Origin of the sequence: Allobosea sp. LjRoot9, assembly GCF_964252745.1 — a bacterium.
GTDB lineage: Bacteria > Pseudomonadota > Alphaproteobacteria > Rhizobiales > Beijerinckiaceae > Allobosea.
Window position 1 is genome coordinate 238,937 of record NZ_CAXUPC020000001.1, and the last position, 22,718, is coordinate 261,654.

Annotated in this window: 23 protein-coding genes; 14 read left to right on the forward strand and 9 right to left on the reverse strand. The window is 65.8% G+C overall.

Features of this window, described 5'->3' with window-relative positions:
- Nucleotides 1–49 precede the first annotated feature (49 nt).
- On the reverse strand, nt 50–193 hold the full coding sequence (locus ACSQ3P_RS01155) for a hypothetical protein (protein WP_436163872.1): 144 nt from the start codon (nt 191–193) through the stop codon (nt 50–52).
- Between the two features lie 94 nt (nt 194–287).
- Here ACSQ3P_RS01155 and ACSQ3P_RS01160 point away from each other — a divergent pair, with 94 nt between their 5' ends.
- Nucleotides 288–806, forward strand: coding sequence for a flavin reductase (locus ACSQ3P_RS01160; protein WP_436163873.1), 519 nt, complete (start codon nt 288–290; stop codon nt 804–806).
- A 108-nt stretch (nt 807–914) separates the two neighbouring features.
- On the opposite strand, the gene pcaC is transcribed toward ACSQ3P_RS01160, so the two are convergent.
- The 5 genes from pcaC to pcaB form a co-directional block, all read right to left on the reverse strand.
- Nucleotides 915–1,310, reverse strand: a complete 396-nt coding sequence (gene pcaC / locus ACSQ3P_RS01165) for a 4-carboxymuconolactone decarboxylase (protein WP_436163874.1) — start codon at nt 1,308–1,310, stop codon at nt 915–917.
- 237 nt (nt 1,311–1,547) lie between these two features.
- Complete coding sequence (pcaD, locus tag ACSQ3P_RS01170) at nt 1,548–2,327, reverse strand: 3-oxoadipate enol-lactonase (protein ID WP_436163875.1); 780 nt, start codon at nt 2,325–2,327, stop codon at nt 1,548–1,550.
- Between the two features lie 32 nt (nt 2,328–2,359).
- Nucleotides 2,360–2,770, reverse strand: a complete 411-nt coding sequence (locus ACSQ3P_RS01175; RefSeq protein ID WP_436163876.1) for an aconitase X swivel domain-containing protein — start codon at nt 2,768–2,770, stop codon at nt 2,360–2,362.
- Nucleotides 2,761–4,020 (reverse strand): aconitase X, encoded by a 1,260-nt coding sequence (locus ACSQ3P_RS01180; protein WP_436163877.1) that lies wholly within the window; start codon nt 4,018–4,020, stop codon nt 2,761–2,763. Before ACSQ3P_RS01180 ends, ACSQ3P_RS01175 begins: the two co-directional genes overlap by 10 nt.
- Entirely contained in the window at nt 4,017–5,375 is a 1,359-nt protein-coding gene (pcaB, locus tag ACSQ3P_RS01185) for a 3-carboxy-cis,cis-muconate cycloisomerase (protein ID WP_436163878.1), read from the reverse strand. The genes ACSQ3P_RS01180 and pcaB overlap by 4 nt, the downstream gene beginning before the upstream one ends.
- Before the next feature lie 176 nt (nt 5,376–5,551).
- Between pcaB and ACSQ3P_RS01190 the strand changes: the two genes are divergently transcribed.
- Nucleotides 5,552–6,004 carry an SRPBCC family protein gene (locus tag ACSQ3P_RS01190; RefSeq protein WP_436163879.1) on the forward strand — a complete coding sequence of 151 codons (453 nt, stop codon included), beginning with the start codon at nt 5,552–5,554 and terminating at the stop codon, nt 6,002–6,004.
- A 43-nt stretch (nt 6,005–6,047) separates the two neighbouring features.
- On the opposite strand, the gene ACSQ3P_RS01195 is transcribed toward ACSQ3P_RS01190, so the two are convergent.
- Complete coding sequence (locus ACSQ3P_RS01195; RefSeq protein ID WP_436163880.1) at nt 6,048–7,559, reverse strand: methyl-accepting chemotaxis protein; 1,512 nt, start codon at nt 7,557–7,559, stop codon at nt 6,048–6,050.
- A 183-nt stretch (nt 7,560–7,742) separates the two neighbouring features.
- On the opposite strand from ACSQ3P_RS01195, the gene ACSQ3P_RS01200 reads away from it, so the two are divergent.
- The 12 genes from ACSQ3P_RS01200 to ACSQ3P_RS01255 all read left to right on the forward strand — a co-directional run bounded on the left by ACSQ3P_RS01200 (nt 7,743) and on the right by ACSQ3P_RS01255 (nt 19,464).
- Nucleotides 7,743–8,243: a (2Fe-2S)-binding protein gene (locus tag ACSQ3P_RS01200; protein WP_436163881.1), complete on the forward strand. Its 501-nt coding sequence runs from the start codon at nt 7,743–7,745 to the stop codon at nt 8,241–8,243.
- Between the two features lie 85 nt (nt 8,244–8,328).
- Nucleotides 8,329–10,707 (forward strand): xanthine dehydrogenase family protein molybdopterin-binding subunit, encoded by a 2,379-nt coding sequence (locus ACSQ3P_RS01205; RefSeq protein ID WP_436163882.1) that lies wholly within the window; start codon nt 8,329–8,331, stop codon nt 10,705–10,707.
- 79 nt (nt 10,708–10,786) lie between these two features.
- Nucleotides 10,787–11,590, forward strand: a complete 804-nt coding sequence (locus ACSQ3P_RS01210) for an FAD binding domain-containing protein (protein ID WP_436163883.1) — start codon at nt 10,787–10,789, stop codon at nt 11,588–11,590.
- 121 nt (nt 11,591–11,711) lie between these two features.
- Nucleotides 11,712–12,626, forward strand: coding sequence for an AAA family ATPase (locus ACSQ3P_RS01215; RefSeq protein ID WP_436163884.1), 915 nt, complete (start codon nt 11,712–11,714; stop codon nt 12,624–12,626).
- 124 nt (nt 12,627–12,750) lie between these two features.
- Entirely contained in the window at nt 12,751–13,128 is a 378-nt protein-coding gene (locus tag ACSQ3P_RS01220) for a nuclear transport factor 2 family protein (protein ID WP_436163885.1), read from the forward strand.
- 124 nt (nt 13,129–13,252) lie between these two features.
- Nucleotides 13,253–14,455: a vWA domain-containing protein gene (locus ACSQ3P_RS01225; protein WP_436165135.1), complete on the forward strand. Its 1,203-nt coding sequence runs from the start codon at nt 13,253–13,255 to the stop codon at nt 14,453–14,455.
- 261 nt (nt 14,456–14,716) lie between these two features.
- Nucleotides 14,717–15,055 carry an XdhC family protein gene (locus tag ACSQ3P_RS01230; protein ID WP_436163886.1) on the forward strand — a complete coding sequence of 113 codons (339 nt, stop codon included), beginning with the start codon at nt 14,717–14,719 and terminating at the stop codon, nt 15,053–15,055.
- Nucleotides 15,055–15,684, forward strand: a complete 630-nt coding sequence (locus ACSQ3P_RS01235; protein WP_436163887.1) for a LysE family translocator — start codon at nt 15,055–15,057, stop codon at nt 15,682–15,684. Before ACSQ3P_RS01230 ends, ACSQ3P_RS01235 begins: the two co-directional genes overlap by 1 nt.
- A 4-nt stretch (nt 15,685–15,688) precedes the next feature.
- Nucleotides 15,689–16,381, forward strand: coding sequence for an XdhC family protein (locus ACSQ3P_RS01240; RefSeq protein ID WP_436163888.1), 693 nt, complete (start codon nt 15,689–15,691; stop codon nt 16,379–16,381).
- Between the two features lie 12 nt (nt 16,382–16,393).
- Entirely contained in the window at nt 16,394–17,992 is a 1,599-nt protein-coding gene (locus tag ACSQ3P_RS01245; RefSeq protein WP_436163889.1) for an NTP transferase domain-containing protein, read from the forward strand.
- A gap of 340 nt (nt 17,993–18,332) precedes the next feature.
- The gene (locus tag ACSQ3P_RS01250; protein WP_069692269.1) at nt 18,333–18,602 is read left to right on the forward strand and encodes an usg protein; all 270 of its coding nucleotides are present in this window, start codon (nt 18,333–18,335) and stop codon (nt 18,600–18,602) included.
- 265 nt (nt 18,603–18,867) lie between these two features.
- Nucleotides 18,868–19,464, forward strand: coding sequence for an exopolysaccharide biosynthesis protein (locus ACSQ3P_RS01255; RefSeq protein ID WP_436163890.1), 597 nt, complete (start codon nt 18,868–18,870; stop codon nt 19,462–19,464).
- A 191-nt stretch (nt 19,465–19,655) separates the two neighbouring features.
- Here the strand turns inward: ACSQ3P_RS01255 and ACSQ3P_RS01260 are convergent, their stop codons facing one another.
- Both ACSQ3P_RS01260 and ACSQ3P_RS01265 read right to left on the reverse strand, forming a co-directional pair.
- Nucleotides 19,656–21,872, reverse strand: coding sequence for a putative bifunctional diguanylate cyclase/phosphodiesterase (locus ACSQ3P_RS01260; RefSeq protein ID WP_436163891.1), 2,217 nt, complete (start codon nt 21,870–21,872; stop codon nt 19,656–19,658).
- Nucleotides 21,873–21,959: 87 nt separating this feature from the next.
- The gene (locus ACSQ3P_RS01265; protein WP_436163892.1) at nt 21,960–22,709 is read right to left on the reverse strand and encodes a peptidase; all 750 of its coding nucleotides are present in this window, start codon (nt 22,707–22,709) and stop codon (nt 21,960–21,962) included.
- Between the last annotated feature and the right edge of the window lie 9 nt (nt 22,710–22,718).

Here is a 22,718-nt window from a genome sequence, read left to right on the forward strand (position 1 = left end):
GCGGAGCGGTATCGGTGCAGTTTGAGCGCCTCTGATATATCTAGCTTGATTACCGAAGCCGCATCGAACTCGCCTGCTCGCCATGGCGCATGTGGTCACCTTTGCTGCGGCGCTCGACGAGAGCGGCGTCTGCCTGATCTGTGATCGCCATTTCGAGGGTCTCGAACACGTTGTCTTCATCAAGATGGCTCATGATCGAACGAGCCGGTGTGTCGCTCCGTGAACTGGCTTTCGCGGGGGCGTGCGCCTACATCAACGGGCTAGAGTTCATGCAGCAGGCTGGGCGAATGACCAAGATCGTTGAGGCGGCGCCGCGCCTGACGCCGGCGGCCGACGGGCAGGCCTTCCGCGACGCCATGGCGCGGCTGGCGAGCCCCACCCATATCGTCACGACGGCGGGGCAGAACGGCCGCGCCGGCCTGACCGCAACCGCTGTCGCCTCGGTCTCGGATGCGCCGCCGACCGTGCTGGTCTGCATTGAGGGCAACAGCCGCACGCTGGCGGCGATCGCGGCCAATGGCGTCTTCTGCATCAACACATTGCCAGGCGGCTCTGCCGACCTGGCCGAGACTTTTGCGGGGCGTCGCGGCATCGAGGGGGAGGCGCGTTTCGCCTCGGCGCGCTGGGGCCGGCTGGCGAGCGGCGCGCCGGTGCTGGAGCAGGCGCTGGCTGCCTTCGATTGCCGGCTCGTCGCGATCCGGGAAGTCGCGACGCATCGCATCGTCATCGGCGAGGTCTTGGCGCTGGGCGGCGCGGGGCAGGGCGCCGGCCTGATCTATCGCGACCGGCGCTTCGAAACAGTCTAGCGGCTGTTATAGCGCGTTTTCTCCGCGCAAACGCTTCGCGTTTGTCGCGAGGGAACCGGTGCCCACTTCGCTCGAAAACGCTCTCACGCTTCAGGGCTTGCCGAGGCTTCAGGGCTTGCCGGCTTCCGCCTCGATCTCGGCGAAGACGCTGGCGGCTTCCTTGAAGGCGTGGTTGGCGGCGGGCACGCCGGCATAGATCGCCGCCTGCATCAGCACCTCCTTGATCTCGTCGCGCGTCATGCCGTTATTGAGCGCGCCGCGGACATGGATGCGGAACTCGCCCCAGGCGCCGAGCGCACAGGCGATCGAGAGCACGATGATCGAGCGCTCCCGGCGCGCGAGGCCGGGCCGGTTCCAGATGTCGTTCCAGGCCGTGCGGGTGATGAACTCCTGCCACTCGCCGTTGAAGGCGGTGACGCCGGCGCTCGCTTTGTCGACATAGGCGTCGCTCAGCACGGCCCGGCGGGTCTTCATGCCGTTGTCGTAACGGATCTTTTCATCCATGGCGGGGAACCCTCAGGAAAGCGTTTTCGAGCGAAGTGGATACCGGTTCCCTCGCGACAAACGCGAAGCGTTTGCGCGGAGAAAACGCGTCAGAACAAAAGCCTAGAGCAGGATGCGAAAAAGTGGGAACCGGTTTTTCGCATCCTGCTCTAACTCTTAGATGAGAGACGGATTCAGGTGTCAGACGGGATCACTTTGTGATGCCATCTGACATCATCCTGTTCTCGAGCAATTGCTCTAGGCTTGCAGGAAGTCGAGCACGGCCTTGGTGAAGGCGGCGGGCTGCTCGAGATTGGAGAGATGGGCGGCGTCGAGCTCGACCGTCTGCGCGCCATGGATGGAATCGGCGATCAGCTGCCCGGCGGCAGGCGGCGTCGCGGGGTCGACCTTGCCGATGACGACGAGCACCGGATTGGTGATCGCGCGGATCGGCTCGCGCTGGTCCATGTCGCGGATCGCGGCGCAGCAATTGGCGTAACCGAGCGGCGGGGTGGTGCTGAGCATGTCGCTGACCTTGGCTATGGTCGCGCTGTCGCGCTCGCGAAATTCCTGACTGAACCAGCGCTCCAGTATCGGCTGGACCAGTCCTGCCATGCCGTTGGCGCGCACGGATTTGATGCGGGTATTCCAGAGATCGGGCGGGCCCATGCGGGCGCCGGTATTGGCCAGCACCACCCGGTCGAGGCGCTTGCCGGCATGGGTCGCGAGCCATTGGCCGACCATGCCGCCCTTGGAGAGGCCGCACCAATGTGCCTTGGCGATGCCGAGATGATCGAGGATCGCCAGCGCGTCCTCGCCGAGCATGGCGATCGAATAGGGTTTGTCGGCTGCGGTCGATTGGCCATGACCGCGTGAATCATAGCGCACGACGCGGAAGACCTTCGACCATTCCGGAATCTGCGGATCCCACATCGAGAGATTGGTGCCAAGCGAGTTCGAGAGCAGCAGCACAGGCGCGTCGGCCGGGCCGTCGATCCTGATGTTGAAGGGCTCGCCCCTGATGGTCTCGATCGGCATGGCGTTTCTCTCGTGCTGTCAGTTGCGTGTTGTCAGTTGATGGTGATCGCGCCACCGGCGGAGAGCGTGAGCCGCCGGCCGGCCAAAGCCTGTTGCCGCTCGGCAGGAAGCCGGAGCGCCGGCGGTGCTTGCCAGCCCATTTCGCGCGCGACGATGATGCCGAGCAGCAAGATAGCGTCGGGCGCGTCCATCAGGATCGCGGCCGGGGCCTTGCCGGCATGGACGAGCTCCAGCAGTACGGCCGAAGCCGAGGAGGAGCCGATCGTGCCCGGCAGCGCCAGCACCGTGCCGGCGATGCTCGCGCCGCGCTGCGGATGGCGCGCATCGATGATCAGGCCGGTTTTGGGATCGACACCGCCCCAGAAACTGATGGGGGCGGTGAGCGCCAGACACGGCGCGGAGACCGCTTCGCCCGGGATCAGGATCTCAGCCGTCAGTTCCATATCAGGGCCTCCCTGACGAGGTGGCCCGCGACGGCGCTCTCGACGCATTCCGAGAGCGAGCCATAGGTCACGGCATAGCCGGTATTGCCCGGCGCATAATGCGCGAATTTGCCGGAATTGGTCATCAGCACTGCACCCTCGATCTCGGGCAGGATCGGCGTGACCACGACGCAGGTATCGACGACGAAGACTACGCCGGCGGCTTCCAGCGCGGCGCGGCGACCATCGGCGGCGAGCGGTCCCACCACATGGCGGCCGGTATTGGCATAGAGCGGTGCGGCGAGCTTGCGGCCGGCGAGCAGCCGCTCGACCTCCGCGATCTCGGCCAGGGAGAGATGCGGCGAGCCGATCGCGACGGCGTCGATGCGCTCAGTCGCGCCGGCGGTCGAGAGCCGCGCCAGCGCCGCCTGCAGCTCCTGCGGCGTCAGGACGAGGCGCTCGCGCGGTGGCATATGTCCGAGCGCGGTTGCAGCGTCAGGTGCTTCCGGCGTCACGCCCGCGACATGGAACAGCCCGACGCCACCGGCGGAGGCTGCGGCAGCGCCCAGCGCCTTCAGCCGGTCCTCATTGGTGCAGCCTTGCAAGCCCTCGATGACCGCAACGGCATTGCCGGCGGCGCGACCGAGATAGGTCCCCAGCACCGGATAGAACACATCCGAACTGCGCAAGGCCTGTGACAGGCCGCTGACATCGATCAGCAGGGAGGCGATGCGGTTCTCCGGCCGGTGCAGGCCGTAATCGGGTGCGCAGCCGGCAATGGCGCAGGCGATGTCGAGGAAATCGCCATAGCGGTTGGTGCGCGCGCCGAGCACCGAATTGCAGAAGATGACGGCGTTGGACTCGCCCCAGGCGACATCCGTGCCCACAGCTGGGCGGTGCCCCGCCTGATAGGGCGCGCAGGTCCAGGAGGGCTCGCAGCCCATCGCCTCATAGGCGCGCATCATCCGCCCCGCCATGTCGCGCTCATGCGCGGGCAGCCGGATCGCGGCGCAGCCGGCGGGCGCGAGCGCGCCGACATTCAAGGTGGCGCGCACCGCGACCCTGGCGCCGCCCGCGACCAGCCTTTCGGCGAAGAGCGTACCGGAATCGCCGTGATAGAGCGCGCCGTCGATATGGGCCGAGGCGACCGGGATCAACCTCGGCGCCCCCATCAGGCGGGCGGCTTCGGCGACGATGCGCAGCGCCATGGCGGCGCCTTCGCCTTGCGCGCCTGAGGCGATGCTGCGTTCCTCGGCGGAGAGAGCCGTCATGAGGTAAACTGGTCCCGGTAGCGCGCCAGATGGGCGTCGATCATCGCCTCCGTAGCGCCGAGATAGCCGGCCGGGTCGAAGATGGCATCAAGCGCTGCGGCATCGAGCTTTGCGGCGATACCGGTGTCCTGCGCCAGCACCTCGCGCAAATGCCGCTGATCGCTGATCGCGACCTTCGTCGCCGCCTCGACGCGGTGATGCGCCTCGGCCTTCCCGAGCGAGGCAGCGAGAGCGAAAGTCGCCCGTTCCGCCATGACGAGGCCGTGGGTGAGGTCGAGATTGGCGCGCATCCGGGTTGCGTCGATCTCCAGCCCTTCGACCAGAATGACGGCGTGGTTCAGCGCCGCGCCGGTCAGTCGCAGCAGGTCGAAGAGCGGCTCCCACTCGGCATGCCAATTGCCGACAGCGCGCTCATGCTCCTGGACGCCCGCCGCGATCAGCGTCGAGACGAGGCCCGGCACGCGCGCTGCGCAAGCCAGGATTGCGGTGCAGAGCACGGGGTTGCGCTTGTGCGGCATGGTCGAGGAGCCGCCCTTGCCCGGCGCCGAGGGTTCGAAGGCTTCGGCCGTTTCGGTTTGCATCATCAAGGTGACGTCGCGGGCGATCTTGCCCAGCGTCGTCGTGGCGATCGCGAGTTCGCTGCCGAGCCGGCCGATGCGCCCGCGCGCCGTATGCGATGCAAGCCAGTCGCTTCCGGCGAATGGCGCAGTGGCGGCGAGCGCCTGCGCCAGCGCCGCGCCCTTGTCGCCGAGGCTTGCGAGGGTCCCGGCCGCTCCGCCGAACTGGAGCTGCGGCTGCCCGTATGGTGCGAGCGCGCGATCGCTGTCGCAGACCGCGCCAAGCCATTGAGCCGCCTTCAGGCCGAAGGAAACCGGTACTGCTTGTTGCAGGAAGGTGCGGCCCGGCATCACCGTCAGGCGATGGCGTTCCGCCTGACCGGCGAGCGCCGTCGCCAGGCGTGCCAGCCTGTCCTTCAGCAAACGTGCCGCCGCCGCAATCTGGAGCGAGCGGCCTGAATCGATGACGTCCTGGCTCGTCGCGCCGAAATGCACCCATTTCGCAGCGTCGGCGTCGGAAGCGGCGACGAAGCCCGTCAGCGCCTTGACGAGCGGGATTGCCGGATTGCCGGCAAGGCTCGTCTGGCGGCCGATCTCGGCGATGTCGTAGAGTTCTGCACGGCACGCCTCGGTGATACCGGCAAGGGCGCTGTCGGGAATCAGGCCGAGACCGACCTGCGCGCGAGCCAGCGCAGCCTCCATGTCGAGCATGGCTTGCAAGCTCGCGCGGTCGTCGAGCAGCGCTGCCATTTGCGCATCGGCGAACAATTCACCGAACAGGCCGAGAGGGCCGCTCATCTGTCCACGGACCGGGGCGCGGCGGGCTTACCTTGGGCGCTGTTCACTTTTGTCCCCTTGTGCAGCGAGGGGCTTTCCGCTCATGGATAGCCAACCCGAGCCTTGGATAGACCCGAGGCATGGCCGGCTGCAACAGCGGCGGGGTCGGCTTGATCCAGGAATGAGGGAGTAGCGGCATGGCGATGACGATGAATGGCGAGGTCACCTTGCCGGCGGCCAAGTATGTGGTCTGGGCCAAGCTCAACGACGCCGAAGTGCTCAAGGCCTGCATTCCCGGCTGCGATCAGCTGACCAAGGACGACGACACTCATTTCTCGGCGATCGTGAAGGTCAAGCTCGGGCCGGTGAAGGCGACCTTCCGGGGCAAGGTCGAGCTCGTCGACCTCGACCCGCCCAATGGCTATCGCATCCAGGGCGAGGGCGAGGGCGGCATCGCCGGTTTCGCCAAGGGCGGCGCCAAGGTTGCGCTCAGCGACGCCGAGGGCGGGCAGACGCTGCTGCGCTACGATGTCGAGGCGCAGGTCGGCGGCAAGCTGATGCAGCTCGGCGCGAGGTTGATCGATTCGGTTTCGAAGAAGCTCGCCGACGAGTTTTTTGCGAATTTCGCCAAAGCGGTCAGCGAAGGCTGAGCGCGTTCTTCCGTCTCGGAGCGGTCAGCGAAGGCTGAGCGCGTCAGGACACCTGTCTCAGCGCCGTCAGCGCCTCGCTGACGGTAGCCTCCGCCGCGCCGACTTGAAGTGCGATCTGTGAAGCGACGAGGGTGGCACGTTCGATCGCCCTCGCCGTCGTCTCCAGGCTGTCGCCGACGGCTTGGGCGCTGGCGATCGTGTCATCCGAACACCCGGCCACATCCGAGGCGTCGCGCGCTATGCCCGAGGTGACGAAGCTCTGCTGGGCGACCGAGTCGGATATCGCTTCGGAATCGCCCCGGATTTCGCCGATCGTCGTGCTGATCGAGGCGGCATGCTGGCCGCATGCCGCGGCGTTTGCCGAGAATTCGGTGATCTGGCGAGAGATCTCCCGCGTCGCATTGGCTGTCTGCGTAGCCAGTGACTTCACCTCCGAGGCAACGACGGCGAAACCGCGCCCGGCTTCCCCTGCTCGGGCGGCCTCGATCGTGGCGTTGAGAGCGAGCAGATTGGTCTGCGCGGCGATGTCTGCGATCAGGCCGAGAACTGAGCCGATGCTAGCGGTCGATTCACGCAATTGCATGATCGCGTTGTTCATCGCCTCCGCGTCGCCGACGGCGCGGGTGGCGATGGCGACGCTTTGGCGGGCGCGATGGCCGATCTCGCCGATATTGGCCGACATCTCTTCGGTCGCGGCTGCCGTCTGGCGGGCGCGGTCTCTCATCGTTTCGGCGGCGCGCGTGACATCGAGGACCTGTGTCCGGATGAACGCTGTCGCGCTCGTGGTCTCGTCTGTGGCGCCAACGAACTGCTCGACGGCGCCGCTGATCGTCGAATCGAGCGTGCCGATCCGTGATTTCAGCATATGCGCGGCGGTATCGAGCGCGTCGCGGCGATGCCTGGCCTCCGCAGCCTCAAGGGCATGATCCAGCGTGATCGCGGTATTGATGTCCATGACCAGGACATTCTCGATGATCTCCATGTCTCTCGCAAAACGGCTGGGAGACAGCAGAGAGGCTAGGCGCGACTTCGTCGCGATCGCTCTGAAAAGGGCCCCTGCGATCGACACGCGGGAACGGGTGCCGACCTTGACGGCGCGCTCCAGCACGCACATGCGCTCCATGGACTTGTGGTAGCGCTCGTCGAAATCACCTTCAAAGATCAGCCTGAAATGCTGCTCCGTGATCTCGTAGAGGTTCTCGGTTAGCGGCGTGATGCTGTCTTTCAGCCCGGGATGGATCTGGCGACCATAGGCGAAGGCCTTGGCGACGATGTCTTCGATGACGAGGTCGACATGCTTGCGATAGCCCCGCAGCGCGGTGCGTTTTTGCTCGCCGTAGCCCGTCGAGCGCAGGCGGCATGCGACCTGTTCGGAAATCGATGTCAAGATCGGCCCCCGCGCCGCTGGCAAAGCGCTCCAACGAGCCGGCTCACGGTGAGTGGTCCCGGTTAAAATTCCGGCAATGCGATATAGGTAGGCGGTCTCGGCTACGTGGTCTTGCAAATTCTGGCCGAGCTCCACTCGAACGCGATGAATCACCGCTAAACGGTGCAAAACAGCCAGCCTTGTCTGGATGCTCCCGGCTTGACCGCGCAAAAACGCGGGTCCACATTCGGTTTCGAGCTATTCCAAGGAAAAGCTGCCCTTCGTCGATCGCGGTCGCGCGAGGGGAGAACACGCTACGGCTTCGAGATGTCTTAGCCGGGCGCCAGACCCGGGTCACAGGAGGAATACCCCATGGCCACCGTTTCGATGACGGTGAACGGCAAAGCCGTCACCGGCACAATCGATCCCCGTACCTTGCTCGTCCAGTTCCTGCGCGAGAATCTGCGCCTGACGGGCACGCATGTCGGCTGCGACACCAGCCAGTGCGGCGCCTGCGTCGTCCATGTCGACGGCAAGGCGATCAAATCCTGCACGACGCTGGCGTTGTCGCTCGAGGGGGCTTCCGTGACGACGATCGAGGGGCTGGCGGTCAACGGCTCGCTGCATCCGATGCAGGAGGCTTTCCGCGAGCATCACGGGCTTCAGTGCGGCTATTGCACACCAGGCATGATCATGGCGGCGGTCGATATCGTGAACCGGCGCGGCCATGCGCTCGACGAGCAGACGATCCGCGAGGATCTCGACGGCAATATCTGCCGCTGCACCGGCTACCACAACATCGTCAAGGCGATCGCAGCCGGGGCCGAGGCCATGGGCGGCAAGGCCAAGCCCGCCCGCCAGGCCGCAGAGTGAGGCGTTTCGCCCGCGCCATCCCGCGCGGGCTTTTTCTCATGCCATGACGTGCCCGCCAGAGGCGCGCTGCGAGGAGGGAACACCAATGTCTTCTCAATCAAGCTCCGCCACCGGAATCGGTGCCTCAGTCCGCCGCAAGGAAGACCACCGCTTCATCACCGGCCAGGGCCGCTACACCGACGACATCAACCGCCCCGGCCAGGCCCACGCCTATTTCCTGCGCTCGCCCCACGCCCACGCCACCATCAAGAAGATCGACATCAAGGCCGCCGCCAAGATGCCCGGCGTGCTTGGAATCTTCACAGGCGACGATCTCACGGCCGATAAGGTCGGCGGGCTGATCTGCGGCTGGATGATTCACAACAAGGACGGTTCGCCGATGCGCGCCGGCGCTCATCCGGCCCTGGCCCAGGGCAAGGTCCGGTATGTCGGCGACCACGTCTGCGTGATCGTCGCCGAGACACTGGCGCAGGCGCGCGACGCGTCGGAGGCGATCGTCGTCGACTACGGCGTGCTGCCGGCGGTGGTCGACACCGCAAGCGCCGCCAAGGCCAAGACCGTGGTCCATGCGGAGGCGCCCGACAACACGGTGTTCAACTGGCATCTCGGCAACAAGGACGAGACAGAGAAGGCCTTCAAGGCGGCCAAGCATGTGACGAAGCTCGACATCGTCAACAATCGGCTGGTGCCCAACCCGATGGAGCCGCGTGCGGCCGTCGGCGATTACGATCAGGGCGAGGGGGCATTCACGCTCTACACCACGAGCCAGAACCCCCATGTCGCCCGCCTCGTGCTCTCGGCCTTCATCGGCATCGCGCCCGAGAACAAACTGCGCGTGATCGCGCCCGATGTCGGCGGCGGTTTTGGCTCGAAAATCTTCATCTATGCCGAGGAGACGGTCTGCGTCTGGGCGGCCAAGAAGGTCGGCCGGCCGGTGAAATGGACGTCGGACCGTTCCGAGGCCTTCCTCTCCGACGCGCATGGCCGCGACCATGTCACCCATGCCGAGCTCGCGACCGATGCCGAGGGCAAGATCACGGGCCTCAGGGTCAAGACCACGGCCAATCTCGGCGCATATCTCTCGACCTTCTCCTCTTCGGTGCCGACCTATCTCTATGCGCCGCTGCTCTCGGGCTCCTACGACATCCCGGCGATCTATGCCGAGGTCGATGCGGTCTACACCAACACGGCTCCGGTTGACGCCTATCGCGGGGCGGGGCGGCCCGAGGCGACCTTCGTGGTCGAGCGCCTGGTCGAGGTCGCTGCGCGCGAACTCGGCAAGGATCCGGCAAAATTCCGGATGCAGAACTACATCAAGAAGTTCCCGCACCAGACGCCGGTCATCATGATGTACGACGCCGGCAATTACGGCGCGGCGATGAAGAAAGCGCTGGAGATCATCGACTACAAGGGCGTCGGCAAGCGCAAGCGCGACTCAGCCCGCAACGGCAAGCTGCGCGGCATCGGCTTCTCCTCCTATATCGAGGCTTGCGGCATTGCGCCGTCGGCCGCGGTGGGGTCGCTGGGTGCAGGCGTCGGCCTGTGGGAATCGGCGGAGGTCAGGGTCAACCCGATCGGTACCGTCGAGGTTTTGACCGGCTCACACAGCCATGGCCAGGGCCATGAGACGACCTTCGCCCAGCTTGTTTCCGACAAGCTCGGCATCCCGATCGAGAACGTCTCGATCGTCCATGGCGACACCGACAAGGTGCAGATGGGCATGGGCACCTATGGCTCGCGCTCGGGCGCGGTCGGCATGTCGGCGATCTTCAAGGCCGTCGACAAGGTCATCGCCAAAGGCAAGAAGGTCGCAGCCTATGTGCTGGAGGCCGACGAGGCCGACATCGACTTCGCGGACGGGCACTTCAAGGTGAAGGGCACGGACAAGACGCTCGATTTCGGCTCCTGCGCGCTGCAGGCCTATGTCGCGCACAAGTTCAACGGGCAGGATCTCGAGCCCGGGCTGAAGGAGGGCGCGTTCTACGATCCGACCAACTTCACCTTCCCGGCCGGCGTCCATATCTGCGAGCTCGAGATCGACCCCGCCACCGGCGTGACCCATATCGAGCGCTGGGCGGCGGTGGACGATTTCGGCAATGTCATCAATCCGATGATCGTCGAGGGGCAGGTCCATGGCGGCATCGCCCAGGGTGTCGGACAGGCGCTGCTGGAAGGGGCGAAGTACAACAGCGATGGGCAGCTCGTGACCGCGAGTTTCATGGATTACTGCATGCCCCGCGCCGACGATCTGCCATCCTTCGATGTCGGCATGACAGTGACGCCATGCCCCTCCAACCCGCTCGGCATCAAGGGGTGCGGCGAGGCCGGCGCCATCGCCGCTCCGCCTGCCGTGATCAACGCCATCACCGACGCGCTCGGCCATGAGGACATCGCCATGCCGGCGACGCCTCAGGCGGTCTGGCGCGCCGCGCAGAAGAGCCTCAAGAGAATGGCTGCCGAGTAAGCATCGAGAGGGTGGATGGCGGCGTGTGGCTGTCATTCGCTTGTCCAGCGCCTGCGACGTTTCGAAAGGGATCATGCCCATGTACGCCTTCACCTTCCATCGCCCGGCCACGGCGCGCCAGGCTGCCGGTCTCCTCGCCAAGAAGGAGGACGCCAAATTGCTCGCCGGCGGGCACACGCTGCTGCCGACGATGAAGCAGCGCCTCGCTTCGCCAGGTGCACTTGTCGATCTCGGCGGTTGCGCCGATCTCAAGGGCATCGAGCGCAAGGGCCGCAATGTCGTGATCGGTGCGATGACGAGCCATGCCGAGGTCGCGGCCTCGCCAATCGTGCAGGAGGCCATTCCGGGCCTGGCCTATCTCGCCTCGCATATCGGCGACCCGCATGTGCGTAACCGCGGCACGATCGGCGGTTCGGTCGCCAATAATGATCCTGCGGCGGATTATCCTGCAGCCTGTCTCGCGCTGGGGGCCACGATCGTCACCAACAAGCGCAAGATCGGGGCGGACGAGTTCTTCACCGGTCTTTACGAGACGGCGCTGGAGGAGGGCGAGATCATCACCAAGATCGCCTTCCCGCTGGCTTCCAAGGCGGCCTATGCGAAATTCCGCAATCCGGCCTCGCGCTATGCGCTGGTCGGCGTCTTCGTCGCCAAGCGCGGCTCCGATGTCCGCGTCGCCGTCACGGGCGCGGGTGAGGGCGGCGTCTTCCGCTGGCCCGAGGCGGAGGCTGCTCTGAAGGCGCGATTCACCGCGAAATCGCTCGATGGCCTCAAGGCCTCGGCCAAGGGCATCAATGCCGACATGCATGCCGATGCCGAATACCGCGCCCATCTGATCGGTGTAATGGCGAAGGACGCCGTGGCGCGCGCGACGGGGAAGTAGGGCGCTGCGCGCAAGCCTGCCGCGTCATGCCCGGGCTTGACCCGGGCATCCCGGCCAAGCCTAGCTGGTGGTTCATTCCCAAGAGATGCTCGGGGCAAGCCCGAGCATGACGCGAGTTGTCATGCCCACCGCTCTTCCTGTCTCCATCGATGCGACGCTGTCCCTCCTGCAAGCGCAGGGCTACGTCGCCGACCGCTCGCTTGCGACCGTGCTGTTCCTGGCACTCAGGATGAAGCGGCCGCTGTTGCTGGAAGGCGAGGCCGGCACCGGCAAGACCGAAATCGCGAAGGTGCTCTCGGCCGCGCTGGGGCGCAAGCTGATCCGGCTGCAATGCTATGAGGGGCTCGACCTCGCCTCGGCCGTCTATGAATGGAACTACGCCGGCCAGATGATGGCGATAAGGCTGGCCGAGGCGGGCGGTGCGACGGGCGATCGTGACCGACTGGAGGCCGATATCTTTTCGGAGAAATACCTGGTCAAGCGCCCGCTCTTGCAGGCGCTGGAGCCGCAGGAGGGCGGCGCGCCGATCCTGCTGATCGATGAACTCGACCGCACCGACGAGGCTTTTGAGGCCTTCCTGCTCGAAGTTCTGGCGGATGCGCAGGTGACGATTCCCGAACTCGGCACGATCAAGGCTGCCGAGCCGCCGATCGTGATCCTGACCTCGAACCGCACGCGCGAGATCCATGACGCGCTGAAGCGGCGCTGCCTTTATCACTGGGTCGGCTACCCCGATGCCGTCCGCGAGCTCGCCATCCTCAAGGCGCGCGCGCCAGGCGCTCCCGCCAAGCTGGCGAAGCAGGTCGTCTCCTTCGTGCAGGCGATCCGCAAGGAGGAATTGTTCAAGGCGCCCGGCGTCGCTGAGACGCTCGACTGGGCGAGCGCTTTAGTGGAGCTCGACGCGGTCGCGCTCGATCCCGCGCTGGTCTCGGACACGTTGGGCGCGCTGCTGAAATACCAAGATGATATCCAGGCGATGCAGGGCTCGAAGGTGAAGGAGCTGCTGGATCAGGTGAAGGCGGAAGCGCGGGGCTAGGTTGGGGCTCAGCCGTCATGGTCGACCTTATGTCGACCATCCACGCCTTCGTTCAACGCGGTTGATGCGTCGCAAGACGTGGACGGCCGGGGCAAGCCCGACCATGACGGGAGAGGAGGACACCATGTACAATGATCTCAAGGCGATCGAGGCGGCGACCTGGACCTATCTCAACGGGCTTTATGAGGGTGATGTCGACAAGCTCTCCCATGTCTTCCATCCGACCAGCGCGCTGACCTCGGCGCAGGAGGACGGCGCGATCAAGATCCTGCCACGCGACCAGTGGCTGGAGTGGGTGCGCAACCGGCCCTCTCCGAAAGCCACCGGCCTGGCGCGCGGCGACCATATCCTGACCATCGATCTGGTTGGGCCGACGCTGGCGCTGGTCAAGGTCAAATGCCAGATGCCGCCGCGCTATTTCACCGATCTGCTGTCCTTCCTGAAGGTCGATAGCAAATGGCAGGTCGTGCAGAAGGTGTTCATGACCGAGGTAAGGGAGTGAGTAGCGACACTCTCCGCCATGGTCGATATTGTGCCGCCCCTCCACGCCTTGCGAGGTTGATACCGGTGGAAGCGAAATCGTGGATGCTCGGGACAAGCCCGAGCATGACGGTCGCGGCTCATCCATGACCGGAAAACTCCCCGAAAACGTCGCCTATTTCGCCCGAGCGCTGCGCATCGCCGGCGTGCCTGTCGGCTCCGGTGCGGTGGTCGAGGCGGTCGAGGCGCTGGCCGAAGGGGCGCTCGGCGAGCGCGACGACGTCTATTGGGCGCTGCATGCGATCTTCGTGAAGAAGCATGAAGACAGCGTCGTCTACGATCAGGCGTTTCGGCTGTTCTGGCGCAGGCGGGCGCTGATCGAGAAATTGATGGCGCAGATGTCGCCCGTCTCGCCTGGCGGCGACAGCACGCCGCAGAAGGAGGAGGCCGGTGCGCTGCGGGTTGCGGAGGCCTTCGCGCCGCCCAAGCGAGAGGATGACGAGCCGCCGCGAGAGCTGACCGAACTCAGCGCGCAGATGACCGTTTCCGATCGCGAGACATTGAAATCGCGCGATTTCGCCCAGATGAGCGCGGCCGAGATCGCGCGCGCCAAACAGCTGATCGCGGGGCTGCGCCTGCCTGACGACAGGGTGCCGACACGGCGCTTCCAAGCGGCGCATCAGGGCGCGCGCATCGACCCGCGCCGGACCTTTCGCCGCTCCCTGCGGGGCGGCGGCGGTTCGATCGATCTGGCGTTCCGCGAGCGCGCCGAGGTGCATCCGCCGGTCGTTGCGCTGGTCGATATCTCGGGCTCGATGGCCGAGTATTCGCGCATCTTCCTGCATTTCCTGCATGCGCTCACCGAGAAGCGCCACCGCGTGCATTCCTTCGTCTTCGGCACAAGGCTGACCAATGTCACGCGCAGCCTGCGCGCCCGCGACCCCGACGATGCACTGGCCCTGGCGGGGCGCGCCGCGCCCGACTGGGAAGGCGGCACGCGCATCTCGACAGCGCTGCATACGTTCAACCGGATCTGGTCGCGCCGGGTTCTGGCGGGCGGGGCGGTTGTTCTGCTCTTCACCGACGGGTTGGAGCGGCATCTCGACGGGGAGCTTTCCTTCGAGATGGACCGCCTGCACCGCTCCTGCCGCCAGCTCGTCTGGCTCAACCCGCTGCTGCGCTTCGAGGCCTTCGAGGCGCGCGCCAGCGGCATCCGCGCGATGCTGCCCCATGTCGACAGTTTCCGGCCGATTCACAATCTCGCGGCGATGACCGATCTTTGCGCGGCGCTGTCGCCGGATGCAGACCGGAAGAGCGATCCGCGCCAGTGGTTGAAGAAGGCCGGGTGAGGCATGATGTTGTGTTTCCTTCTCCCCTCGCGGGAGAAGGTGGCTCGGCGAAGCCGAGACGGATGAGGGGGCGCTCTGTACTTTCTCATTCACCCGACTTCAAAGGGCACGGCGCCCCCTCATCCGGCGCTGCGCGCCACCTTCTCCGAGCCATCTCAGGCTTGCCGGAGATGGGCAACCTAAGTGTCAAAGTCGGCAACAGCCGACTTTGATGGGGAGAAGGGGAGCGGGGTGGACGATCGTCGAGAGGAAACACTGATCATGATCTCAACCGACACGGACATCCTCAGCCTCGCCGAAGCCTGGGCCAAGTCGGGCCGCGGCGTCGCGCTCGCCACCGTGATCGAGACCTGGGGCTCGGCCCCGCGCCCGGTCGGCTCGCATCTCGTCATCGATGACGAGGGCAATTTCCAGGGCTCGGTCTCGGGCGGCTGCGTCGAGGGCGCGGTCGTGGAGGAGGCGGCCGAGGTCATCGGCGATGGCAAAGCCCGTACGCTCGAATTCGGCGTTGCCGACGAGACCGCCTGGAAGGTCGGGCTCTCCTGCGGCGGGCGGATTAGGGTCTATGTCGAGCGGATCGTCGCTGAGAAGGCGAACTGATGGCCTCCTGGGAAACCCTTGTCGCCTTCGCGACGCTGACCATCCTGGTCGCCTATTTCCCCGGGCCGGCGCTGCTCTATACGGCGGCGCAGACGATCTCGCATGGCCGCCGCGCCGGCTTCATGGCGATGCTTGGCATCCATCTCGGCTGCTATCTGCATGTCTTTGCCGCCGCCTTCGGCCTGTCGGCGGTGTTCAAGCATGTGCCGGAGCTCTATGTCGCGGTGAAGCTTGCGGGCGCGCTTTATCTGGTCTGGCTGGGCATCGGCATGATCCGCGCCAAGCTGGCCCAGGGCGACGCTCCTGCAACGCCAGCCAAGACGGTCAAGCGCGCCTTGATCGACAGCTTCATCGTCGAGGTGCTGAACCCCAAGGTCGCGCTGTTCTTCATAGCGCTCCTGCCGCAATTCGTCGATCCGGCCGGCTCCCTGCCGGTCTGGGCGCAGTTCCTGATCCTCGGCGCGATCGTCAATTTCGCCTTCTCCTCGGCCGATTTCGTTACGGTCCTGGGGGCGGCCGCCGTGATCAAGACGATGAAGCAGACGCGAGCCGGCTTCGCCTTCGGGCGCTGGCTCGGCGGCTCGATGATGATCGGGCTTGGGCTGAAGCTCGCGACCGACAAGGGCTGAGGCGATGGAACTTTCGATCCTGTCCGGGCTTAATGCCGAGCGTACTGCGCGGCGCGCGAGCGTGCTCGTCACCACGATCGCAAGCGGTGCACAGCGGCTGGTCAAAGCGGCCGAGATCGCCAACGATCCGCTGGCGGAGGTGCTGGACAAGCAGTTGCGCATGGCCAAGAGCGCCATGGTCGAGGTCGCGGGCGCGCAGTATTTCCTGACCGTGCAGGCGCCGCATCCGCGCATCGTCATCACCGGCGCGGTCCATGTCTCGCAGGCGATGGCGCCGATGGCGAAGCTGCTCGACCTCGACCTCGTGATCATCGATCCGCGCACCGCCTTCGCCACGTCTGAGCGCTTTCCCGGCGTGCGCCTGTTGACGGAATGGCCGGACGAGGCGATCGCGACGATCGGGCTCGATAGCTACTCGGCCTTCGTCGCGCTGACGCATGACCCCAAGATCGACGATCCCGGGCTGGAGGCGGCCCTGCGTTCCGATTGCTTCTATATCGGCGCGCTCGGTAGCCGGAAGACGCATGGCCGGCGTATCGAGCGACTGACAGCTGCGGGCTTCGATGAGGCCGCGACCGGGCGTATCCACGCGCCGATCGGGCTCGACATCGGCGCGGTGTCTCCTGCCGAGATCGCGCTCGCGATCCTGGCCGAAATCGTCAGCAGCTTGCGCGGCCCACGCCGCAAACCGGTCTGAGCCACAAACCAGATGAAATTCGGACCCGTCGCCATCACTGAGGCCGCTGGCTGCATCGCCGCGCATACTGTCCGCGCTGGCGACGTCATCGTCAGGAAGGGCGCGACGATCAGCGCGGAAGATGCAGGCAGGCTCGCTGCCGCCGGGCTGACCGAGCTCGTCGCAGTCAGATTGGAGGCGGGCGATATCGACGAGAATGCCGCGGCGGCAAAGCTGGCAGCCGCGCTGGCGGGGCAGGGCGTCGTCACCGAGACGCCCTTCACCGGCCGCGTCAATCTCTTTGCGGCCGCAGCCGGCGTGTTGACAATCGATGTCGCGGCGATCGACGGCTTCAACCGCATCGACGAGGCTATCACCGCCGCGACCTTACCGGCGATGAAGCCTGTCGTCGCTGGCGAGATGGTCGGTACGGTCAAGATCATCCCCTATGGCCTTGCCGGGAGCCTGGTGAACGAGGCGCTGGCGGCGGTCCCGGTCGCGCCGATTGCGGTCGCCACCTACCGGCCCGCTTCGGTGGGGGTGATTTCGACGCTCCTGCCGGGGCTCAAGCCCTCAGTCATCGAGAAGACCCTGCGGGTCATGGCTGACCGGCTCACGCCGGCCGGAGCAAACCTGTCCGCCGACAGGCGCGTGCCACATGAGGTTGCGCCATTGGCGCAGGCGATTGCGAAGGTGGCGGCGGGACCGGCCGACATCGTCGTTGTCTTTGGAGCCTCGGCCATCACCGACCGGCGCGATGTGATCCCGCAGGCGCTGCTCGCGGCCGGAGGGCGGATCGAGCATCTCGGCATGCCGGTCGACCCCGGGAATCTGCTGCTGATCGGCGAGCTTGGCGGCAAGCCGGTGATCGGCGCGCCCGGCTGTGCCCGTTCGCCCAAGGAGAATGGCTTCGACTGGGTGCTGCAGCGCTGTCTCGCCGGCATTCCCGTCCGCAAGGCTGATATTCAGGCGATGGGTGTCGGCGGCCTCCTGATGGAGATCGTCTCGCGCCCACAGCCACGTGCTCCGGGCCATGCGGAGGCGGCGCCGGTCGCCGGCATGGTGCTCGCGGCCGGCCGCTCGACCCGGATGGGCGAGGCCAACAAGCTGCTGCAGGCTGTGCGCGGCAAGCCGCTGGTGCGCCATGCTGTCGAGGCGCAACTGGCGTCGCGGGCCGGGCCTGTCCTGGTGGTGACGGGGCATCAGCAGAAGGAGGTTGTGGCCGCGCTGGCCGGCCTCGATGTTCGCCTCGTCCATAATCCCGATTTCGCCAGCGGCCTCGCCAGTTCTGTGAAGGCGGGGCTTGCGGCATTGCCGGCTTCGGCGCCGGGCGTCGTGGTTTCGCTCGGCGACATGCCCAATGTGACCGCGCAAGTGATCGATAGGCTGGCCGAAGTCTTCGCCGACAGGCCGGATGCGCTCGCGGTGGTGCCGACACTGCTCGGCCAGCGCGGCAATCCCGTGCTGCTCGCCCGGGCGCTGTTCCCGGCGGTGGCGCGGTTGACCGGCGATCAGGGCGCCAGGCGTCTGCTCGACGAAGCCGGCGAGGCCGTCGCCGAGGTGCCGCTGGATGATCCAGCGATCGCACTCGACGTCGATACGCCGGAGGCGTTGCGAGCGCTGGTTGGGTAGGGCGATGGCTTGATCTGGAGCGGCAGCGTCATTCCGGGACGGCCCGTAGTGCCAAACCCGGAATTCATGACCACCGGAATGGCTGGATAGGACGCCATTCACAGCCGACCAGCCTCTGCTCCTCCAGCTTGTGGGCCATGCTGCGGCGGCCGCCATAGCCGAGTCCGCACTCGCCGAAGGCGCGCATATGCACGTGGAGAGCGCGGTCAAGCGCATGGCCGGATGCATGCCCTGATTGCAGGAGCTTGGCAGGAAGCTTGCAAGCTTTTGTTAACCAAGCGGGCGCAGCCTATATCTAACCGGCTCAACTTTCATCGTGACGTGGCGAAGGGAGATGGCAATGGCTTCAGCGGACTTCATCCGGCAACTGGCGGGATACGGATTGACGACGGCGACGATCCTCTACCGCATGCCCGATCACCCGAAATTGCTGCAGACCTATATCTGGCAGCAATATGATCTCGCCCCGCGTTTCCCGCAGTTGCACGACTTTCTCGATTTCTGGAAGCGGGAGCTGGAAGGCCCGCTTCATTCGGTCACAGTCGCGCATTCGCGCCTGATCCGCCCGGCTGAAATCATCAACGTCAACGGCGTGCTGACGCTGCATTGAAGGCCCGAGGGCCGGATGATTTCAGATGGAATTACAAAGTGATCCATCTGAAGTCTGAATCCGTCTCTCGTCTAAGAGTGAGAGCAGGATCGACGCGAAAAACCGGTTTCCACTTTTTCGCATCCTGCTCTGGCCTGCGCGCCCGGGCAGGGCGCAAAATGCCGGTACCCACTTTTTTGCATCCTGCCCTCGGCGTCGCCGCGCTTGTTGCGCGGGGCCTGCGCATGCTAGGCCGCTGCTCCCGACCCGGCCCGGCCTTGTCCTATTGTCATATCCATTGCGCACTTCCGGACTACTGACGGCGCTCGCCGCCCTGCCTGGAGAGCGCATCGGGGTCGCCACGATCATGTCCGCGCTCAAGGACCGGACCTACGCGCTGCTCGTGGTCCTGCTCGGCTTGCCCAATTGCCTGCCGATGCCGCCGCCGATCCCGCTGGTGTGCGGCCTCGTGCTCGCCTTCGTCGCGGTGCAGATGCTGACCGGCCGCGCCATGCCGTGGCTGCCTCAGGCCGTGCTCGGCAAGAGCGTCGGCAAGCCCGAGCTCAGCCGCGCCGTGGCGCGCGCCGTGCCGGTGCTGACGCGGCTCGAGCGCTTCTCGCGGCCCCGCCTGACAGCCCTGGGCAGCGCCTTTGCGACCCCGGTGCTCGGGCTGATCATCCTTGTGCTCGCGCTGGGCCTCGTCGTCGCGGCGCCCTTCATCGGCCAGATCCCGCTTGGGCTCGCTGTCTGCCTCGTCGGCCTGGGTCTCGTCGAGCGCGACGGGTTGTTCATCATCGCCGGCGCCGTCATCGGAGCGGGCGGGCTGATCCTCAGCGCCGGCTTCGCCTATGCGATCGTCAGCGGTCTTTCCGGACTGTTCTAGCTTCTTGTTTTAACGCGTGTTCTTCACGCGAACCGGCGTCCACTTCGCTCGAAAACGCTCAAGAGCCGGATGATTTCAGCTGGGATCACGAAGTGGTCCCAGCTGAAATCTGAATCCGTCTTTCATCTAAGAGTGAGAGCGGGATCAATGCGAAAGACCGGTGCCCACTTTTTCGCATCCTGCTCTGAGGATCAAGCCGCTGCGAGGCGGGCGGCGAAAGGCGCGTCCTGCGCCAGAAGCCGATCGATCTCGTCCGCCGAGACGGCTTTCGAGAACAGGAAACCCTGCAATTCGTGGCAGCCAATCGCCTGCAGGAAGCGGTGCTGCTCGGCCGTCTCGACCCCCTCGGCGCAGACGCGCAGGCCGAGCGCGCGACCCAGATGAGCGATCGAGTGGACCAGGATCGCCGATTCCCCTGTCGTTTCCATGTATTCCAGGAAGGAGCGGTCGATCTTGATCTTGTCGAAGGCGAAGCGGCGTAGATAGATCAGGCTCGAATAGCCGGTGCCGAAGTCGTCCAGCGCGAGGCCGACGCCGTGGCTGCGCAGATCCATCATCGCGGCCTCCGCCGCATCGGCGTCCTCGACGACGACACCCTCGGTCAACTCCAGTTCGAGACGCGCCGGGTCGAAGCCGGTCTCCTCGAGGATGGCGATGACGTTGGCGACGAAATCCTTATGGCGGAACTGGATCGGCGAGACGTTGACCGCAAGCTTGACGCCCTTCCAGCGCAGGGCTTCCGTGCAGGCGCGCCGCAGCACCCAGTCGCTCAGGGGCACGATCAGGCCGCGTTCCTCGGCGATACCGACGAATTCGGAGGGCGGCACCATGCCATGCTCCGGATGCGGCCAGCGCACCAGGGCCTCGACGCCGATGATCGACAAGCCGTCGATCGAGACCTGTGGCTGGTAGTGCAGCACAAGCTGGTCGTCGGTGATCGCCTTGCGCAGATCCTCCTCGACCATGCGCTTGAGCTGCAGCGAGCGGTTCATGTGCTCTTCGAAGAAGGAATAGCGGTTCCGGCCTTCGTTCTTGGACTGGTAGAGCGCGGTGTCGGCGAGCCGGAGCAGCAAGCCGCGATCGCTGCCGTCCTGCGGTGCGAGCGCGATGCCGATCGAGCAGCCGATCGAGGTCTCCACTCCGAAGATGGTGAAAGGCTTGGTCAGGGCCTCGAGAATGCGTTCACCCAGGGCGGCGCATCCGGCCGGATCATGGATATTGGTCTGGATGATGCCGAATTCGTCGCCGCCAAGCCGCGCCACGGTGTCGCCCAGCCGCATGATGCCCAGGAGCCTGTCGGCGACCTGGCGGATCAGCTCGTCGCCGGCGGTGTGGCCATAGGTGTCGTTGACCGCCTTGAAGCGGTCGAGGTCGAGCAGCATGACCGCCAGGCTCGCGCCCGAGCGATTGAGCTGCGCCAGCTCCTGGTCGAGCCGGAGGTCGAAGGTGCGCCGGTTCGGCAGCAGCGAGAGTTCGTCCTGCCCGGCGAGGCGCTGGATCTGGCGTTCCCTGAGCGCGACCTGGCTTGCGGCGCCGCGCAACCTCTGGATGACATAGGCGAAGATCGCCGCGAAAAGCAGGCCGACCGCGACGAAGCCCCAGAAGAACTGGCGCAGCATGGCGTCGCCCGGGCGTTCGGGCGCCCATGTCAGCCAGGCCTTGACGGAGCCGTCGGGCGCCAGAACCTGGCGGCGCGACACCGGATCATCAGGTATCCGCCCGGTCAGGCGGACATCGGCGACGCGGTAGCGATCGGCGATGTCGTGCAGCACCGCGCTGGTCAAGCGTCGGTAGCCGACGAGCTTTAGACTGCCGGGCCAGCGGGCGACCGCCGGCGTGGCTGCGGCCGCGAGATCGGCGACCAGGACGGCGATGGCCTCTTGGCCGTCATGAATGATGAAGCTGACCGTCGGTTCGGCCTGGTTCGTCGCGGGCGCGGTCGAGGCAGCTGAGCCTCCGGGAATGCGCTGGCTGAAATGCTTCAGCCCGTTATAGCCGGTCTGGCCGGCCTGCGCACCGGATTCGACACCGGCGAGAACCCGGCCAGTGCCGGTCACGATATAGGCGCCGTCGAATTCCAGGAAGCGCGTGCTGAGGCGCGTGAAAGCGGATTGGAGCGCCGAGAGCGGATCATCGCTCGCGGAGATGGCGGCCTGCAGCTCGCCGCTTGCAGCGAGGCTGTCGAGCCGCAAGCGGCGCAGCTTGAGCTGGCTGTCGATCGCCGCCTCGATGCGGTCGCGCTGGCGCATCGCCTCGAGCTTGTTGGCGTCGTTGGTAATTGCGAGCACGACGGCGACCAATGCGGATACGACCAGCAGGAATGCAAAGCCGAGCGTCGCCACGGTGCTCTTGAGCATCCGCGCCGACGAGTCCGCGTTGGTCATCTTCGCGACGGCAGGCGCGCGCATCAGCTATCCGAAAAGGGCATCAGGACACGCAGAATGCCAAGGGATCGTTGACATCCCGTTGCCGTGCGTGCGGATTCTTTGCGGTTTTCAACCAGCGGGTGGTCCATAGGGCGGTCGCGGTATGGCGGTATGGGCCGCGCGCAACGCTGCCGACCAGCGTTCGCGCAGATCGTGAAAATAGGGCTCTCCGGCTTCGATCCGGCGGTTGAGCTCGGGCTCGGCGGCGTCGCGGCGCAGCACGATCAGGTCGATCGGCAGGCCGACGCCGAGATTGGAGCGCATCGTCGAATCCATCGAGATCAGGCCGACCTTGAGCGCGTCGTAGAGATGCGTCTTGTAGGTCACGGCGCGGTCGAGGATCGGCTTGCCGTATTTGTGCTCGCCGATCTGGAGGAAGGGCGCATCCATGCCGCATTCGATGAAGTTGCCGGCGCCATAGACCATGAAGAGCCGCATAGGCTGGCCCTGGATCTGGCCGCCGAACAGCATCGAGACGTCGAACTTCACGCCCGCGTCCTTCATGGCATCGCCATCCATCTCCCTGACGGCGCGGATGGCGCGGCCGACGAGCTGGGCGGCGCGGAACATCGTCGTCGCGTTGAGCAGGGTGTCCATCTCGCCGGTTTCGGAATTGGCCAGCCCCTCATGCAGCAGGCTGACCACCGACTGAGTCACGGAGAGGTTGCCCGCCGTCATCAACCCGAAGGTGCGCTCGCCCGGCGTGGAAAAGACATGCAGCTTGCGGAAGGTCGAGACGTCGTCGAGCCCCGCATTGGTGCGGGTGTCGGCGATCATCACCAGCCCGTCCTGCACGAGGATTCCGGCGCAATAGGTCACGAGGCGGGT

Coding starts and splice junctions, on each gene's coding strand:
- ACSQ3P_RS01155 (WP_436163872.1), bottom strand. CDS start 193: ATGAGCCATCTTGATGAAGACAACGTGTTCGAGACCCTCGAAATGGCG.
- ACSQ3P_RS01160 (WP_436163873.1), top strand. CDS start 288: ATGACCAAGATCGTTGAGGCGGCGCCGCGCCTGACGCCGGCGGCCGAC.
- pcaC (WP_436163874.1), bottom strand. CDS start 1,310: ATGGATGAAAAGATCCGTTACGACAACGGCATGAAGACCCGCCGGGCC.
- pcaD (WP_436163875.1), bottom strand. CDS start 2,327: ATGCCGATCGAGACCATCAGGGGCGAGCCCTTCAACATCAGGATCGAC.
- ACSQ3P_RS01175 (WP_436163876.1), bottom strand. CDS start 2,770: ATGGAACTGACGGCTGAGATCCTGATCCCGGGCGAAGCGGTCTCCGCG.
- ACSQ3P_RS01180 (WP_436163877.1), bottom strand. CDS start 4,020: ATGACGGCTCTCTCCGCCGAGGAACGCAGCATCGCCTCAGGCGCGCAA.
- pcaB (WP_436163878.1), bottom strand. CDS start 5,375: ATGAGCGGCCCTCTCGGCCTGTTCGGTGAATTGTTCGCCGATGCGCAA.
- ACSQ3P_RS01190 (WP_436163879.1), top strand. CDS start 5,552: ATGGCGATGACGATGAATGGCGAGGTCACCTTGCCGGCGGCCAAGTAT.
- ACSQ3P_RS01200 (WP_436163881.1), top strand. CDS start 7,743: ATGGCCACCGTTTCGATGACGGTGAACGGCAAAGCCGTCACCGGCACA.
- ACSQ3P_RS01205 (WP_436163882.1), top strand. CDS start 8,329: ATGTCTTCTCAATCAAGCTCCGCCACCGGAATCGGTGCCTCAGTCCGC.
- ACSQ3P_RS01210 (WP_436163883.1), top strand. CDS start 10,787: ATGTACGCCTTCACCTTCCATCGCCCGGCCACGGCGCGCCAGGCTGCC.
- ACSQ3P_RS01215 (WP_436163884.1), top strand. CDS start 11,712: ATGCCCACCGCTCTTCCTGTCTCCATCGATGCGACGCTGTCCCTCCTG.
- ACSQ3P_RS01220 (WP_436163885.1), top strand. CDS start 12,751: ATGTACAATGATCTCAAGGCGATCGAGGCGGCGACCTGGACCTATCTC.
- ACSQ3P_RS01225 (WP_436165135.1), top strand. CDS start 13,253: ATGACCGGAAAACTCCCCGAAAACGTCGCCTATTTCGCCCGAGCGCTG.
- ACSQ3P_RS01230 (WP_436163886.1), top strand. CDS start 14,717: ATGATCTCAACCGACACGGACATCCTCAGCCTCGCCGAAGCCTGGGCC.
- ACSQ3P_RS01235 (WP_436163887.1), top strand. CDS start 15,055: ATGGCCTCCTGGGAAACCCTTGTCGCCTTCGCGACGCTGACCATCCTG.
- ACSQ3P_RS01240 (WP_436163888.1), top strand. CDS start 15,689: ATGGAACTTTCGATCCTGTCCGGGCTTAATGCCGAGCGTACTGCGCGG.
- ACSQ3P_RS01245 (WP_436163889.1), top strand. CDS start 16,394: ATGAAATTCGGACCCGTCGCCATCACTGAGGCCGCTGGCTGCATCGCC.
- ACSQ3P_RS01250 (WP_069692269.1), top strand. CDS start 18,333: ATGGCTTCAGCGGACTTCATCCGGCAACTGGCGGGATACGGATTGACG.
- ACSQ3P_RS01260 (WP_436163891.1), bottom strand. CDS start 21,872: ATGCGCGCGCCTGCCGTCGCGAAGATGACCAACGCGGACTCGTCGGCG.